A 16,783-nucleotide genomic window follows, 5' to 3' on the forward strand; every position below is an offset into this window, starting at 1 on the left:
CCAAATAATATATAAAAAAGTGATAATAATCTAACTTTATATTAATAAAACTCAAATAAAGCACTGCTCGGAGTTGTTTAGTGTACAGGTGTTCGCTAAAGTAGCGAATAATTTAATTACTGAAAATAAAGTGACCTCATGTTAGATCAAAATTCATACTCTAAAGAAGACTTAGTAAAAGCAGGAACTGGCGAAATGTTTGGCGAAGGAAATAGTCAATTACCTTCAGACAATATGTTGATGATGGACCGAATTATTTCTATCACTGAAGATGGTGGTGAATATGGTAAAGGTGAGATTATTGCTGAACTTGATATTAGCCCAGACCTTTGGTTTTTTGATTGTCACTTTAAAGGCGACCCTGTTATGCCTGGTTGTTTAGGCTTAGATGCTATGTGGCAACTCGTTGGTTTCTTCCTTGGTTGGTCAGGTGGTCCAGGTCGCGGTAGAGCGTTGGGTGTAGGTGAAGTTAAATTTACAGGTCAAATTTTACCGACCAACAAAAAAGTAACTTATAAAATCACTTTAAAGCGTGTTATCAAGCGCAAATTGTTTATGGGTATTGCTGATGGTGAAGTATTAGTTGATGGCAAGGTTATCTATACTGCTAAAGATTTAAAAGTAGGCTTATTTACTGACACTACTTCATTTTAGTCTTGTTTTATCTAAGACTTATCTAAGACTTATCTAAGACTCATATAATAATACCTTACGTTATTTATGTTAAAGCCTACTTTTAGACAGTAGGCTTTTTTATTTTATTAATTCCTGCCTTTATTTGCGATATTCTGCTAAATTAACCTTATTAAATTTATCCCGCTATTCTTAAAATTATCCTTATGATCAAGTTACCCTCAAGTGTTTATAACAGTACCAAATTAGTCTTTATCCTAATGATTTCGCTGGTGTTAGTTTTTATTCTTAACAGTGTATGGCAGTTCATCAGTCATATCGATGATCTTTCTTTTAGTGAAGATTCTCCTTTAGTAACAAGTAATTTTAGCTACGCTATTGACCGTGACAATAGTTTAAATATCAAGACTCTCATAAAAAGCAAAGAGGCCGAAGCGCGATTCACTCCCTCGTTAGCTAATGACATTCCTTACGCACTAGGTCTTCAATCCTATTGGGTTAAAATTAATATTAATAACAACACACCAAACACTCAAAGTGTTGTATTGCATGCCGATAACAGCATGCTAGCCTTCTTTGATGTTTATAAAGTCAATGCTATGTTAGAAAGCGCGACTCAAATCGCTCAGCAAAAGGCAACATTTGAACAAGACACCTTATTAGATGTATTTCCTCATGTAGCTTTTGATCTGCTTCCAAAAAGCACGATGCAAGTTATTGTGCATGTAAAAAGTGATGGCCCACCAAATGTACCTTTGACCCTCTACAACAAAGACAACTTTAATAAGCGTATCGATTATTCGCAAATTGTTTATGGAATATTTATTGGCATTATTCTTTTAATGGCAATATATAACCTTGTTTTATATTTTGCGATAAAAGATAAGGTGTACTTGGTATATATTGGCTATTTATTATCTTCTTTTACCGTTTTAGCTGGACTAACTGGTTATGGGTATCTCATTTTTTCTAAAGATGTTCAATATTTTATTCATCAGTATTTATTATTCATCAATTATTATTTGATATTCTTCCTACTTCTTTTCTCGTTATACTTTTTACGTTATGACCAAACAAAAAGCACCCTCTATAAAATTGGAATGATATCAGCTGGGCTATTAATAGTAGTCGCTTTCTATTCACTGACCTTAGACCAAATTGCACAAACCAAACTATTTTTTTCAATTCAGCCATTCTTTTATCTATTTTCATTATTTATCATTTTTAGAAGATTATCTAAAGACTTTGCCTGGGCACGATTTTATTTTATTTCATGGGTACCTTTCCTAGCTGGGGCAGCAATTCAACCACTCGTGTTATTAAATTATGTTGATTCAACATTCATTACACGTAATGCATTTTTATTTGCTGTGATGATTGAAATTACTTTTATGGCTTTTGCACTCGCGGAGCGAATGCGCAGAAACGATCAAGATAGAATTTATGACATTTGTTACCATGATTTTACTAAATTACCCCGTAAGTCGATGCTTGAAAACGCGATGAACGAAATGAAAATTTCGGGTAAAAACGATTTTTGTGTCATGATAATTAAACCAGAACATATCGAACAAATATCACTTTATATTGATGATAAAGCTAACGCGGCTTTATTTAAACGCCTAAGTCGTCGCTTAAGCTCATTGTTCATTCATAATGATGCTATCGTAAAATTATCTTCTAACCACGAAAAAATTTGTTTTTTAGAAAATAACTGCCTGGCTATAATCGTTAATAACGAGAAAAATCAGCAAGACTTGCCTGTTTTGATCAAATCAATACAACAGCTTACCTCTGAGACATTTCAAATAGATGACCTTAAGTTACCCTTGTCAGCAGTAATTGGTGTCGCTAACCACCCAGAACATGGCAGTGCTAACTACTTATTGATTAATCATGCCCAGTTAGCGGTAAACGATGCGCAACTTGTCTATGGACGTTGGGCTTATTATCAAAGCGAAAAATCAGATCACACCAGTTACTTGCTCAAACTTGCCACCGATTTAAAAGAAGCAATAGAGAATGACACATTAGCTATATACCATCAGCCACAAATCGATCTTAAAACCTTACGTGTATGCAGTAGCGAGTGTCTAATTCGTTGGGAACATCCTCGTGAAGGTTTCATCTCACCTGACATTTTTATTCCTTTAGCCGAAGATTTAGGTCTTATTAATCAACTAACGTTATGGGTTATTAAGCGCGCTTTAGCACAGCATCAACAAATTTTAGTCAATAATAATCATATGGTCTCAATTAATATTAGTGGTAAAGATATTGCTCATGAACACTTTTTTACTAATGCTCTAAGTATTATTGAAGAAAGTGGCATAGCCGCTGACAAAATAATTTTAGAGTTAACTGAATCGGCGTCAATTAGCCATAACAAGCAATCTCTTGAGTTAATCCAAAAATTAGGCGATTTAGGTTTTACTATTAGTATTGATGACTTTGGCACAGGATATTCATCCATGGCGCAAATTAGCCATCTTCCTTTTCAAGAGCTCAAAGTTGACCGACTATTTGTTGAGAATGTTAATGATGATCACAAACGTAAAACCATTGCTGAAGCTACCGTTAAAATGGCAAAGGGTTTAGGTTTAGAAGTTGTTGCTGAAGGTATTAATAGCCAAGAAGATGAGGACACATTACGTAGTTTTGGCTGCGATATTGGCCAAGGTTACTATTACGCAAAACCAATGCCCATTGATGATTACCTTGACTGGTTGGCTTCACAAAACAATGGTCGAACACAAAAGCGTGTCGACCTTGATGGTGAGTTCATTCCTGCTGATAAAATCTAGAATAATCTATTTTCTAAAGTTTTACCGTTAGTTAATTGTGAATATTGCCATTTGTGTTGATGACAAAGCTTTAATATTTGTAAATCTAACGGTTCGCTTTCAGGAGAAACGATACCGGTAGTGATTAAAAACTCATTGTTTTGCGTCTGTTCAATATGCTGTACATCGGCAACGCCAGCCATTAAAGGTAAGAAGTTATCGTACGCCTTCCTCATTCTAATTGTTAAGAAACCTTGCTGATCTTCGCTTTGCAAGTTTTGATGTTGTTTTAATTGTCCCTTCTCTATATATAATACTTGGCTACATAACCGCTCTAGTTCACTCAAATCATGAGAACTTAAAATAAAGGTAATTTCTGATGATAATGAAGCAACGAGCTGACGAACTTCTCGTGCATTTATCGGGTCAAGTCCCGCTGTCGCTTCATCCAACATAACTATTTCTGGCGAGCCAATTAACGTTTGGGCAATAGCAACACGTTTACGCATGCCATGTGATAACTCATCAGGCTTGGCTTTTAGCGTGTCAGCTAAGCCAACAAGCTCTAACGTTCTTTGTGCTTCTTTTTGTGCATTCTTGCGAGTTAGACCTTGCAGTTGGGCATAAAAGGTTAATTGATGTGCAATAGAAAAACGTGGGTCAAACTGAGCATCTTGTGGTAAAGCCGCTAATCTGCCGAATAGGTTGGCGTCTCCAGCCCTTAATCCTGCAATAGTGATAGTGCCGCTACTGGGCAACAGATAACCACATAAAAGGCTAAATAAAGTTGTTTTACCAGCACCATTGGGTCCAACTAAAGCAATGGGTTGCCCTTTTTCTATACTGAATGATACGTTGTCTAAAGCTAGATGATCGCCAAATGATTTTGAAAGATTATCAACTTGAATTAATGGCGCAGATTGGCTATTAAGTAAACTCATATTGATGCCCTCTTTAGTAGTTTATCCGCAACAAATAACAAGACAATTGTTTGTAATATAGGAATTAAATAATGGTAAAAATCGAGTCCATCTAATGAAACTACACTGCTAATTTGTGTACCCGGAAAAATAAAGTTAAGAAAAAGTCCACTGTCTAATTGAAATTGAATAAAACCTATCAATAGTGCTCCTATGGTATAAAACAAAATACCAGCAACAATACTCATTTTTGCTGAGGATAAAATACTATTAAAAAATGACATCAGAGCAATGAAAGGTAAAATTATAATTGCTAATTCAATAAACAAAACTGCAGCTTGTTTTAATGCTGGTAAAAACAAAGCATTATCACGAACTGTGGCTAAAATAACACATGCCACTAACGTTAGTAATATAAGGCTAACAAGTGTAAGGAATTGACCTAAAAATCGTCCTAGCAGTATTTCACTACGCGAGGCTCTTAAAGTAATAAAACGAAGCGTTCCGCGAGCACGGTCGGAACAAGTTTGATCACTACTGACTAAAAAAGTGAATATTGGAAATGAATAAACCGCGACTAGCCAATAAATAGAAAATTCAGCAACGGGCCATTTCAACAAAGCACTTACTCCCAATGAACCAAATAAAGTACTTGCTGCCACCTTAAATCCATCGGAAAAAACCAGTTCAGTGGCTGAGCTGATCACATAAGTCAAAAGTATGAACCAAACAGCACAAAATGCCGTTAAGGCAATCAAGCCATTTTTAGTATTAAAAATACGCTTCAATTCAAATTGGGTGAGAATAGATAGTCTATGGATGTTCAACAAATTAACGCCTGCTAGTGATTATTTTTCAATACCATAAAGGCACAGCTAACAAAATGCGAGTGTTATTTTGTTTCAAACAGTGGCAATAACATCAGCGCTCGGCATTGAGTTTACAAATAAAAAAGCCAATCAAAATTGATTGGCTTTACTAATACACTTAAAGAAGGGGGAAAATAAACTTAAGCTCTACGAGTAACGACTGACTCACTCAGTTGTGCCAACAAGACTTCTGTATCAGACCAGCCAATACAAGCATCGGTAATACTTTGACCATATGTCGCCACTTCTCCGTCAATCAAGTCTTGGCGACCTTCTACTAAGTGACTTTCAACCATGACACCGAAAATATTGTCATTCCCGCCACTGATTTGCTGACAAACATCATTGCAAACGAGCATTTGATTTTTAAACTTTTTACTGCTGTTAGCATGACTAAAATCAATCATGATCTTGGTGTTAAGTGAAGACTTCTCTAATTGCTCAGTCACAACTTTTACACTGTCTGCGTCAAAATTTGTCGATTTACCGCCTCGTAAAATAATATGACAATCTTTATTACCCGTTGTTTGAACAATAGCAGAATGACCATATTTAGTGACCGACAAAAAATGATGAGAAGCACTTGCTGCGCCAATTGCATCTATAGCTACTTTAATGGTGCCATCTGTACCATTTTTAAATCCGACTGGACAAGATAAGCCTGAGGCGAGCTCTCGATGAACTTGGCTTTCAGTAGTACGAGCCCCGATTGCTCCCCAACACATAAAATCAGCCATATACTGTGGCGTTATCATGTCTAAAAACTCACCCGCTGTCGGCATCCCCATATCATTGAGGTCGAGTAATAATTTACGGCCAATTCGAAGGCCGTCATTAAGCTTAAAGGTGTTATCCATGTAAGGGTCATTAATTAAGCCCTTCCAACCCACCGTTGTTCTTGGCTTTTCGAAATAAACTCGCATAACAATTTCAAGCGTGTCTTCATACTTTTTACGCAGTTTAACTAGTCGCTGGCCATATTCTAATGCTGCATCTGTGTCATGTATTGAACAAGGACCAATGACAACGAGCAAGCGATCATCTTTATTATTAAAAATGTTACTAATGGCTTTACGTGCAGAAAATACCGACTTAGATGCTTCTTGAGAAGCTGGAAATCGCTCAATAAGTGCGATTGGAGGTAATAATTCTTTTATTTTACTGATGCGAACGTCGTCGGTTTGGTAGAACATAGTCATTTCTCTTTACTTCAATGCTAAAAAGTACAGTTATTGCACCGCTTAGAATTTATTTTCATTGTGTATGTCTAACTCGCTGGCTAGACTCCTAGATGGGTAACCCATCAACAACTTAGCAGTGTTAATCGGACAATACCAATAGAAAATGCCTTAAAAACAATATATCGATAATGTTGGCAACAATGGTGATTTTTCGACAATAATCAACGCGACTTTAGTCAATTTATTTTACATCTACACTTGAAAAACAAATATTTTGCCACACATACACCATATTAATAATTAATTTACTTTTCTTATGTGGCGTACTTTTTCGATAACCCTGTTTTTATTTGTCTTAGCTGCCACGGCTAATGCTTTACCTATTGAAAATTCAGCTAATAGCGATTTAACTTTTTCTAGTATATCGACCATTGGAAAAAGTCACTCGCACCCGACATCAAACTTTTCGGTATTAATAGATAATATTGCCCCCGATGATGTGGTTAACTTACCGCGCTTAAATTTAATTTCCGCCTCTTTATTTATTAATGAAATACAAACCACGCCAAACTATCTTCTCGTTACTGAGTTTTTTACGCTAAAACTCTCTGCAAGTTTATTTAAAAATCTTGCAAACCCTCCTGCTAAACTTAATTGGTATGAACAACTCAGTCATCGTTCAAACTCTAATCGACTTGCTGGTTGGAAAGATGGCAATACGCTATACACAGCTCGCCTGACTTATCATTCATAGATTCATCATCTAACCATTATTAACTTATTTTTCCTTTTTCCCGTCACTGCTTTAACAGTGACCCTTGTTGCATGCGCTTTTCTAAAATTTAGAGAGTAAATGTAGCAAAATTTCGAGATTTTATGATGAATTCACCTAGAAAAAAGCCATATCGTTACTTTACATGGCAAAACCTATTAATTATTTTCACCTTAGTTTTTTTATTAGTAAATGCCCTACCCAACATATATAAAGATAAAGTCACCATTGTCCTCTCACCTATTAATGCGAACGTGCAACAACTAACGACTAGTGAGCTTAAAGGTTTATTGAATAAGAACAACTTAACCGTTGATAAAATTCATACTATTGATAAGACAACGTCAATAACACTCAGTAATACAGCCGACATAGCGTCAGTTAACACACGTTTATCTAATGAGTTTAATCATTATCGTGTTGAGACCTCGGTGATAAGTGGCGTACCCTCATGGTTGCAATCATTCGACGCTAAGCCAATAAAATTAGGCTTAGATTTAAGTGGTGGAGTATTATTTGTACTTGATGTCGATACAAAACAAGCTTTATTTGACCGTCTTAAAAACATCGCATTAGCAATAAAAACCCTAGCTATGGAAGAACGTATTCGAGGCGTTAGTGTTGTTCAACATAAGATTGATCTTACTAGAGATGCGGACAATCAAAACCTTTCGGTGAATTTTTCTAACGCTGACAAAAGTAAAATGGCTATACTTTTCACTAAAATAAAAGCAGCCTACCCTGATTTATCTCAACAAAAAAATCAAAATGACCAAGTGATCTTGTCATACTCCTCGCAAAAAACAGCTCAATTTCGCCAAGAAACTATGCAGCAAACATTAAAAACGATGCGTGGAAGAATAGCTGAGCTGGGTATAACCGAAGCGGTAACACTTCAACAAGGTAAAAACCATATTCGTATTGAATTGCCTGGTGTTCATGATCCCGAGGAAGCAAAACGTATTATAGGTGCCACGGCATCACTTGATTTTTATCAGCTTGCCGAAAACTCAAATGCAGCAGGTATATTACGCATGGCGGACGAACATGGCAGAACGTTTACCTTAAACAGTCAGGTAGTTTTTTCAGGTAGTAATATCGAAAATGCTCGCGCAGGACAAGATCAAATGAGCATGCCTTTAGTCAACCTCACCTTAGATGGCTTAGGTGGTAAGAAGATGTCGCAATTTTCTAAGCAAAATATTGGTAATGCTATGGTGACGGTGTTTTCTGAGTTTTATCGAGATGCTGATGATCAAATGGTTAAAAAAAGTAAAATAATTAATGTTGCCACCATTCAACAACACTTAGGTTCACAGTTTAGTATTACCAACATGCCCAGCCAACATGCGGCACAAGAACTGTCATTATTATTACGAGCAGGCTCGCTAACAGCGCCAGTAACTATAGTAAAACAGCGCACCATTGAAGCGACACTCGGCGAAAATAATATCAAAAATGGTATAAAAGCACTGAGTATAGGCATGGGGTTTACTTTGTTATTCATGGTTTTTTGGTATAGAACTTTGGGGCTTATCGCTAATGTAGCGTTAACATTAAACTTAATAAGCTTACTAGGGTTGATGTCGTTACTCCCTGGGGCAGTACTAACACTTCCGGGTATTGCTGGTTTAGTATTGACGGTTGGTATGGCTGTAGATACCAATGTACTTATCTTTGAGCGGATAAAAGAAGAGTTAAAGCGTGGACATAAAGTACTATCAGCTGTTGAGCAAGGCTATAAAAGTGCATTTTCAACGATTCTTGATGCCAATGTAACCACCATGATCACTGGTATTATTTTATACACCATAGGCAACGGCCCAGTAAAAGGTTTTGCCCTTATTTTGTGTTTAGGTATTTTAACCAGTATGTTTACCGGCGTTTTTGTTTCTAAAAGTTTAACAAACCTTGTCATTCGAAAAAATAAAGCTCAATTATTAGGTGTTAATGTATGAAAAATTTTAAAATAAATAGAACGTCTAAATTAAGTGTTTTTCGCCTAGTGGGTTGTTTTATAGCTATGATTTTTGTTGTTATAGCGCTAGTAGGACTATTAAATAAAGGTTTAGCACTCGGTTTAGACTTTACCGGTGGTTACTTAACTGAATTTTCAACCGAGAAATCACTCAGTCAACAGGATATGAATAACTTACTCAGTAACTATCTTCCAGAAAGTTTTAAACTGACCTCTGCAGAGCAAGGGACTCATTGGAGTGTTCAACAAGCAGATAATAACGTCAGTTTACAAGATAAGGCATGGCTATCTGATTTTGCTGACAAAAATCAACTAAACATTAGCCCTCAAGATGCTATTTACATTGGCAGCCAAGTCGGAGAAGACTTAATTAACCAAGGTGGCTTAGCACTATTAACCGCAATCATTGTTATCTTAATGTATTTGTCTTTTAGATTTGAATGGCGTTTAGCCGCGGGGGCTGTTATTGCGCTTTTTCATGATGTACTTATTGTACTGGGGCTTTTTGCATGGTTTGGTATCCCCTTTGATTTAACAATATTAGCGAGTTTATTAGCTATTGTAGGTTACTCGTTAAATGACTCTATTATTGTCGGTGACAAAATCAGAGAAATAATGAAATCTACCCATGACACCACAATAGATGAAGTGATCAATCAAGCTATTAAATCAACCTTAGTGCGAACGATGATCACCTCAGGAACAACCTTAGTGACTATTATGGCTGTATGGGGTTTTGCCGGAGAGTCTTTAGCGGGGTTTTCTATTGCGCTATTTTCAGGGATTTTAGTGGGCACTTTCTCTTCTATTGTAATTGCGGCAACAGTGCCACAATTACTCGGGCTAACCGCTGATTATTATCAACAAAAAGAGCTAGAGGTTTGTCCTTTACCCTAATGTAAACAGTTTGAGAGGAAATTGGCAACACTAGGATATTTACACTTAAGTCCATATCCTAGTGTTAAACGTTACTGTCTTTAAAGTTGGTTACTGTTCAAAAATTGAAGCCAGTCTGACTTTATAAAGATTATTGGTTGACCCATAAAACTCAATAGTCTGTTCAAATACAAAACCAAGCTTTTTTAATAATACGTTAGAGGGAGTATTTTCTAGTGAGGTGATCGCGACAACATTTGCCGCATAATTATTGTCATAAGCAACTTTTAATACGGCTAATGAGGCTTCTCGAGCAAAGCCTTGCGAACAATATTCAGGTAACAAGGCATAACCTAAGTCAGGGAATTCCAATTCAGGCCGCTTTAACAAACCACAGAGTCCAATCGGTGTGTTATCACTTTTCAAAGCGACTAAATTTAGCCCAAAACCCTGTTCGCTATAGCTTGCTAGTGGACCATTAACTAAGTAGGCAATTGCATCTTTAGTCTCTCTAACCCCTTTATCACCAATGTTTTTAATAAAAGCATCATCATTCAATAATTGCAGAACAAATTCATGGTCCTGCTCATTCAGGTGCCTAATGGTTAACCTTTGTGTTGTGCATAGAAGCATGTAAATTCCAAACTTTTAACGCGTAAAGCCTAAGCTTTATTTTTTAATAAAATACTGTCTAAGATTTATTTTCTAAGGCAGTGTTCAATCTATCAAAGCCTCGAGCAAGGTCGGCAATTAAGTCATCAACATCCTCTAAACCTATATGCAGGCGAATTAATGGATATTCATAATTCCACTTTGTCGCTGTTCGCAAACGCCCAACATTGGTATTACCCAAAATTAAACTTTCAAAACCGCCCCACGAATAGCCCATTTTAAAATGTTCCATACCATCAAGTAAGGCATTAAGTGATTGCTTATCACCACGGGTTAACACAAATGAAAACAAACCGTTAGCACCAGTAAAGTCACGCTTAAAATATTCATGGCCCGGACACGATTCGAATGCAGGATGAAGAATAACATCAACTTCTTCGCGTGTTGCTAACCAATTAGCCACTTTTAGCGCACTAATTTGATGTTGTTTTAAACGCACACCTAAGGTACGAATGCCACGCATTGCCAAATATAGATCATCGGGTGAAGTACATTGCCCCATCAGATAACTGTTTTCACGCAGTTGTGGCCAATACTCTTCAGTGGCTATTGCCGTACCTAACATCACATCTGAATGACCAACGATATATTTAGTCGCTGCTTGAATCGAAATATCGACACCATAATCAAAAGGTTGAAAATTAACCCCTGCAGCCCAAGTATTATCGAGCATAACCATACAGCCATGCTGGTGAGCAACTTCAGCTATACCGGGAACATCTTGAACTTCCATGGTAATAGAACCAGGAGACTCTAAGAAAATAAGTCGGGTGTTTTCTTTAATAAGTCCGGCTATATCTCGGCCAATAGTTGGATCGTAATAAGTCGTTTCAACGCCAATATTGACCAATATTTTATCGCAAAAATCACGCGTGGGTTCATAAGCCGTATCGACCATAAGGATATGGTCACCGGTTTTAACAAACGAAAGAATAGCATTAGTGATCGCCGCAGTACCCGATGGATAAATGGCACAACCAGCGCCGCCTTCGAGATCAGTCATAGCATCGGCGAAAGCAAAAGCCGTTGAGGTGCCTCTTCTGCCATAGAAAAGTACTTGATTACCACGATTTGCTGTTGCGTGATTCATTTCTTTAACCGTATTAAAAACAACGGTTGATGCACGTTCTACTGGGGGATTAACAACGCCACGTGTCCATTTTGATTTTCGTCCTGCATTGACTATTTTGGTATCGTTGATCATGATCTTTCATCCTAAAACATAAAATTCATTTAGCCATCTAAATAGCTAACTCAATAAAGTCACCTTATGATCTTTCCAAGCATGATGCACGATTTATTTATATTAATTAAAACAGCAGAGGCTATTGAAACAAGTTCATTTGATCACTGGTTAATTTTTCGAAACTACTCCCGACAAAAGGTAAAATAGCATCAGCAACGGTCGCTAATTGCCGATCGATATAAAACTGGTAATCGAGTGGCGCGTTAACATAACCTTTTGCTTGCGGTCCAGAAGTCGTGATCAGGTACTCTATCCAACCACGTTGCTGATATTTTAGCGGTTGCTTATTTATCTTGTTTATATCATCGGCTAAACGTGCCGCTTTAACATGTGGAGGCACGTTTTTAATGTAATGATCTAACTGCCTACGAATGCGTTTACGATACACCAGTAAATGATCTAATTGCCCTGCTGATGTTTGAGTAACAATATTGCGTACATAGTCAGCAAAAGGTTCGCCATTAAATATTTTTAAATACAACTCTCGTTGAAAAGTTTTAGCCAGTTCAGTCCAATCGGTACGGACGCTTTCTAAGCCTTTAAAAATCAATTCTGATGAGCCATTTTTTTCTACAATGCCAGCATAACGCTTCTTAGTACCGACATCTTGCCCTCTGATGGTTGGCATCAAAAATTGGCTAAAATGTGTTTCAAATTCAATTTCAAGTTGGCTTTCTATCGCAAATTCTTTTTTAAGCGTTGCTTGCCACCTAAGATTAATTTTATCTTGTAAGGTTTTACCCAGCTTTTGACATTGCTGGTGACTAAAATCATCGTCAACACTAACAAAAATAGAATCGGTATCACCATAAATAACTTGATAACCATCATCTTCTAGCCACATTTTAGTGGTGATTAATAATTCATGGCTTCGTTTAGTGATTGAGCCCGATAAACGTGGATCAAAAAATCGACATCCCGTAGAGCCTAAGACCCCATAAAACGAATTCATAATAATTTTTATCGCTTGCGACAATGCCGCATTTTTATCTTTTTTAGCAATATCACGCTCTAACCACAGCTCATTAATAATTTCAGGTAAAAAATGCTTATCTCTAGAGAAATAAGCACCATCAAAACCTTTGATACTAGTCTCTGGTGATTGTAAACCTTCAATTAGGCCCATAGGATCAATATTAAAACTTCGAATAATAGAGGGGTAAAGACTTTTAAAATCAAGTACTAAAACATTTTTATATAAACCCGGAATAGAGTCCATCACATAACCACCAGGAGAAATTAGCCCTTGCAAGCCATCGCCCATATTGGGCGCAATATAACCACTACGGTGTAATTTAGGTAAATATAAATTGGTAAACGCTGCCACAGAGCCGCCAATACGGTCTATAGATAAACCAGTTAGTTTGGCGCGCAAACGCGTGAATTCTAGTAATAGAGATTGTTCAAAGATCAGGGTAACTAAATGGCAATCTTCAAGGTTATAAGCGGCTAAAGCTAGCTTGTCATTGGTAAAGTTGTCGTTAATCTCTTGCATTCTATTGTCAACATCATCAACTTTTTTCCCTTTACCTAATAAGGCATTGGCAACAAAATCAAGCGAAAAACTTGGAAAGTTATAAGTCGCGTTTTTTAGTAAATCAATACCATCAAGGACCACTCTGCCAGCGACATCAATAAATTTTTGCTCATTTTGACTACCACCTGCCGAACGTGTTCGCCAGCGAGGTGACTTGTCATTGCGGCCGATATTAAAAGGGATGTTATAAATATCACAGCGTTTTTGTAGCAAATTAAAATCAAAGTTAATCACGTTCCAACCAATAAAAATGTCGGGGTCGTGGATTTTTATCCAAGCGATCAGCTCAGCTAGCAGCGCTTGTTCATTGTCAAGCCAAACGATGTGCTCTGCGATTTCTGTCGCCTCAGCGTCGGATAACTTGGACTGCGTTATTTTTGCTAAAAACTTGTTTTGATCACCGATCATCAAAACACATTTTATCGGCTTACCATCAGACATTTTATGAGAATGTAAACCAATAGAATAAAGCTCCCCTGCCATTGAACACTCAATATCGAGTGATACCATAGTTAAAGCAATATCATCAAGTAACTGAGTCTTATCCGTTGCTCGGCATTTGTCACTATAAAAGGTAGCAAAGTTAGTCTGTGAAAACTGTTTGGCAGATTCGGTTACCGATGAAGCTGTTAACCGAGGGATAAATTCAATACCAGCGGTAATAAAGCGCTCCATTAAAAAGCGTTCATCGGGGCGAAAATCGTCTTCATAGCATTTTATTTGGGCTTGTTTTAAAACATCGCGTGCGCGATAGAATTCACGCATCGTTGAAAAATAAAAGCCACTGACGAGTTGTTGATTAAAGGTTTTAAGCGCAAGCGGGGTAACTTTAGCCGTTACTATTCGCTGCTCCGACAGGAGACTTTGCGCGTGTACTTGCTGCGTTTGTTCAACAAAAAATAATGCCTGTTGATTTTGCACAATAACATTAACAGCACCTTGAAGGGTTTTAACCCATAAAGACAATTCGATACCTTGTTTGGTATCATAGGCTTGACGGGTTAATAAAAAGCCATAATTCAAGCTAGGCGTTAATTTTTCTACAGTTAATGACATTAATTATTTTAATTCGTTGCGGATAACGATAAACTGTTAATATATACAGCAGTATATACTCATCCTATTTGAAGATACAGGATTCAGCCTATTTAACTGGAATGAGTATATAACCTAATGAACCCTAAATGGCTAACAGCATGCTAAGCGATAAAATTAAAGTAGCAATTCGCACATCGTATAAAACCATTGGTGAAAATTTAGAAAACTTTCACCCAAGAAAACAGCAAACTTTTTTGATTGCCGAAATAGCTAAAACTCTTGCGGGAGAATACGATAAAGCGCGAAAAATTATTATCATAGAAGCCGGCACCGGTACGGGTAAATCCTTGGCTTATTCATTAGGCGCTATTCCGTTAGCGATGTCACGTCAAAAAAAGGTCTGTATTTCTACTGCAACAGTTGCGCTACAAGAACAATTAGTGGATAAAGATTTACCCTTCTTAAAGAAACATTCAGGCTTAGATTTTAATTTCACCTTAGTCAAAGGTCGCCAGCGCTATGTTTGTCGGCAAAAATTAGCCCTGGCTGTGAGTCAAGACGATTCACCTCAGGCCGGTTTCACCTTTGCGCAAAAACCTAATGCCATGGATATAAAGTTATTACATCATTTACATAAAGCGTTAACGGATAATAAATGGCAAGGCGATCTAGATTCTTGGGCTGACCCTATCCCTCATCATTTATGGCAACAAATTCAATGTGACAAACACAGTTGTTTAAAACATTTAGCCGATCACACCCATTGCCCTTTTCATAAAGCTCGAGAAACCATGGAGTCTGCCGATGTGTTGGTCATTAACCATAGTTTATTACTGGCTGATTTAGAGCTTGGTGGAGGTGTTATTTTACCCTCGCCAGAAGACACTTTTTACATTATTGACGAAGCACATCATCTGCCTAAAGTAACCCGTGATCATTCAAGTGCGAATGTTGCCATTAAAGGTGCTATTGATTGGCTAACTAAGTTAAAAGAAACCGGCGATAAAATGGCAAAATTAATAAAGTCGACTTCGGCCATTTCACCCTCGTTAAAGTTAGGGGACGATTGCCAAGATTTATTAATGGAAATGCAAAAAGTAGCGAGCTTTATCGAAAACAATCAGGCGTTATATTTCAATGAAAAAGCTAAAGAAAATAGCCGTTTCTCTCGTGATGACGAGGCGGCATTATATCGTTTTGAAAACGGAATCGTTCCACCGAACTTAAAAAACTCAGCTAAAGATTTAGCAGAGCTCAGTAAAAAATGTTTAGGACATTGCAATAAGCTATATAATTTATTGATGGAGTCAGTGAAAGACGGGGAGTGTAAAATGTTTGTTGCCGAGCCCTTACTTGCAGAAGCTGGTTTTATGATCCAACGGTTAGAAAATTTCAACTCACTATGGAAAATGTATGCCAAAACAGACAGTGAGAAAGGCGCTCCAATGGCAAGGTGGTTCGAAAAACTGACAGGGAAACGTAGTGACTTTTTAGTGTCGGCTTCCCCTATTGAAGTGGGCTTTACCCTTGAAGATATTCTCTGGTCAAAATGTGAAGGGGCGGTATTATGTTCAGCCACTATTTTAGCATTGAATTCGTTTGAGCATTTTCGACGCCAGGTCGGTTTACAAACGAATGATGGCACCCAATATCAAAAAGTCGACTCACCGTTTGATTATCAAAACAATGCGCAACTTGTTATCGCTAAAATGAAAAATGAGCCAAGTAGCCCTCAGTTCACTGATGAATTAATTAATGAGTTACCGGTGTTAATTAAGCAAGAAAAAGCCTGTTTAGTGCTATTTTCTTCGTATTGGCAAATGGAACAAGTAGCTAAATCCTTACGAGAGCAGCACAAAATGGAGATTCTAGTTCAGGGTGAGCAGTCACGTCAGCATATTATTGAGGCCCATAGAAAACGCTGTGATGAAGATAAAACCAGTATAATTTTTGGCACACAAAGTTTTTCTGAGGGTTTAGATTTACCCGGTAAATATTTAACTAATTTGATTATTACCAAATTACCCTTCTCTGTGCCAACATCACCCGTTGAAGAAGCACAAGCTGAATACATTACCGCTAAAGGCGGTAATCCTTTTATGTCGATTTCAGTGCCAGAAACATCCAAAAAACTGATTCAAGCGACAGGACGATTACTGCGAAATGAGAAAGATACCGGTATCATTACTTTAATGGATAAACGTTTAGTGACCAAGCGCTATGGTAAGCAATTACTTGATTCTTTACCGCCCTATCAAATTATTTCAAAAGGATAAGC

General features: G+C 37.3%; 12 protein-coding genes. 6 read left to right on the forward strand and 6 right to left on the reverse strand.

The window, feature by feature from the left end; translation table 11 throughout:
* Window positions 1–138 precede the first annotated feature (138 nt).
* Both fabA and H4J56_RS12775 read left to right on the forward strand, forming a co-directional pair.
* Window positions 139–654 (forward strand): bifunctional 3-hydroxydecanoyl-ACP dehydratase/trans-2-decenoyl-ACP isomerase, encoded by a 516-nt coding sequence (fabA, locus tag H4J56_RS12770; RefSeq protein ID WP_070373707.1) that lies wholly within the window; start codon window positions 139–141, stop codon window positions 652–654.
* A 185-nt stretch (window positions 655–839) separates the two neighbouring features.
* Window positions 840–3,437: a bifunctional diguanylate cyclase/phosphodiesterase gene (locus tag H4J56_RS12775; protein WP_182259430.1), complete on the forward strand. Its 2,598-nt coding sequence runs from the start codon at window positions 840–842 to the stop codon at window positions 3,435–3,437.
* Here H4J56_RS12775 and H4J56_RS12780 read toward each other — a convergent pair.
* The 3 genes from H4J56_RS12780 to aroG form a co-directional block, all read right to left on the reverse strand.
* Window positions 3,434–4,357 (reverse strand): ABC transporter ATP-binding protein, encoded by a 924-nt coding sequence (locus tag H4J56_RS12780; RefSeq protein WP_182259431.1) that lies wholly within the window; start codon window positions 4,355–4,357, stop codon window positions 3,434–3,436. The two genes, H4J56_RS12775 and H4J56_RS12780, sit on opposite strands and share 4 nt — an antisense overlap.
* Window positions 4,354–5,166 carry a hypothetical protein gene (locus tag H4J56_RS12785; protein ID WP_182222018.1) on the reverse strand — a complete coding sequence of 271 codons (813 nt, stop codon included), beginning with the start codon at window positions 5,164–5,166 and terminating at the stop codon, window positions 4,354–4,356. Before H4J56_RS12785 ends, H4J56_RS12780 begins: the two co-directional genes overlap by 4 nt.
* A 179-nt stretch (window positions 5,167–5,345) precedes the next feature.
* Entirely contained in the window at window positions 5,346–6,398 is a 1,053-nt protein-coding gene (gene aroG, locus H4J56_RS12790; RefSeq protein WP_182259450.1) for a 3-deoxy-7-phosphoheptulonate synthase AroG, read from the reverse strand.
* A gap of 304 nt (window positions 6,399–6,702) precedes the next feature.
* On the opposite strand from aroG, the gene H4J56_RS12795 reads away from it, so the two are divergent.
* From H4J56_RS12795 to secF, 3 genes are all read left to right on the forward strand, one after another.
* Window positions 6,703–7,140 (forward strand): hypothetical protein, encoded by a 438-nt coding sequence (locus H4J56_RS12795; RefSeq protein ID WP_182218305.1) that lies wholly within the window; start codon window positions 6,703–6,705, stop codon window positions 7,138–7,140.
* Between the two features lie 125 nt (window positions 7,141–7,265).
* A complete protein-coding gene (secD, locus tag H4J56_RS12800; RefSeq protein ID WP_404842642.1) occupies window positions 7,266–9,116 on the forward strand; it encodes a protein translocase subunit SecD in 1,851 nt (616 codons plus the stop codon).
* Window positions 9,113–10,033 carry a protein translocase subunit SecF gene (gene secF, locus H4J56_RS12805; protein ID WP_182259433.1) on the forward strand — a complete coding sequence of 307 codons (921 nt, stop codon included), beginning with the start codon at window positions 9,113–9,115 and terminating at the stop codon, window positions 10,031–10,033. Before secD ends, secF begins: the two co-directional genes overlap by 4 nt.
* Before the next feature lie 90 nt (window positions 10,034–10,123).
* Here secF and H4J56_RS12810 read toward each other — a convergent pair whose 3' ends face one another.
* From H4J56_RS12810 to H4J56_RS12820, 3 genes are all read right to left on the reverse strand, one after another.
* Entirely contained in the window at window positions 10,124–10,645 is a 522-nt protein-coding gene (locus H4J56_RS12810) for a GNAT family N-acetyltransferase (protein ID WP_070373714.1), read from the reverse strand.
* A gap of 58 nt (window positions 10,646–10,703) precedes the next feature.
* On the reverse strand, window positions 10,704–11,888 hold the full coding sequence (locus tag H4J56_RS12815) for a cystathionine beta-lyase (protein ID WP_182222014.1): 1,185 nt from the start codon (window positions 11,886–11,888) through the stop codon (window positions 10,704–10,706).
* A 121-nt stretch (window positions 11,889–12,009) separates the two neighbouring features.
* Complete coding sequence (locus H4J56_RS12820; protein ID WP_182259434.1) at window positions 12,010–14,523, reverse strand: DNA polymerase II; 2,514 nt, start codon at window positions 14,521–14,523, stop codon at window positions 12,010–12,012.
* 140 nt (window positions 14,524–14,663) lie between these two features.
* On the opposite strand from H4J56_RS12820, the gene dinG reads away from it, so the two are divergent.
* Entirely contained in the window at window positions 14,664–16,781 is a 2,118-nt protein-coding gene (dinG, locus tag H4J56_RS12825; RefSeq protein WP_182259451.1) for an ATP-dependent DNA helicase DinG, read from the forward strand.
* The last annotated feature ends 2 nt before the right edge of the window (window positions 16,782–16,783 follow it).

This window comes from Colwellia sp. BRX8-4 (assembly GCF_014077345.1).
Lineage (GTDB): Bacteria > Pseudomonadota > Gammaproteobacteria > Enterobacterales > Alteromonadaceae > Colwellia_A.

What these genes read in the sequence shown, in the direction of transcription:
- secF (WP_182259433.1), top strand. Translation starts at nt 9,113, where the DNA reads ATGAAAAATTTTAAAATAAATAGAACGTCTAAATTAAGTGTTTTTCGC.
- aroG (WP_182259450.1), bottom strand. Translation starts at nt 6,398, where the DNA reads ATGTTCTACCAAACCGACGACGTTCGCATCAGTAAAATAAAAGAATTA.
- secD (WP_404842642.1), top strand. Translation starts at nt 7,266, where the DNA reads ATGAATTCACCTAGAAAAAAGCCATATCGTTACTTTACATGGCAAAAC.
- H4J56_RS12775 (WP_182259430.1), top strand. Translation starts at nt 840, where the DNA reads ATGATCAAGTTACCCTCAAGTGTTTATAACAGTACCAAATTAGTCTTT.
- H4J56_RS12810 (WP_070373714.1), bottom strand. Translation starts at nt 10,645, where the DNA reads ATGCTTCTATGCACAACACAAAGGTTAACCATTAGGCACCTGAATGAG.
- H4J56_RS12780 (WP_182259431.1), bottom strand. Translation starts at nt 4,357, where the DNA reads ATGAGTTTACTTAATAGCCAATCTGCGCCATTAATTCAAGTTGATAAT.
- H4J56_RS12815 (WP_182222014.1), bottom strand. Translation starts at nt 11,888, where the DNA reads ATGATCAACGATACCAAAATAGTCAATGCAGGACGAAAATCAAAATGG.
- dinG (WP_182259451.1), top strand. Translation starts at nt 14,664, where the DNA reads ATGCTAAGCGATAAAATTAAAGTAGCAATTCGCACATCGTATAAAACC.
- fabA (WP_070373707.1), top strand. Translation starts at nt 139, where the DNA reads ATGTTAGATCAAAATTCATACTCTAAAGAAGACTTAGTAAAAGCAGGA.
- H4J56_RS12820 (WP_182259434.1), bottom strand. Translation starts at nt 14,523, where the DNA reads ATGTCATTAACTGTAGAAAAATTAACGCCTAGCTTGAATTATGGCTTT.
- H4J56_RS12795 (WP_182218305.1), top strand. Translation starts at nt 6,703, where the DNA reads ATGTGGCGTACTTTTTCGATAACCCTGTTTTTATTTGTCTTAGCTGCC.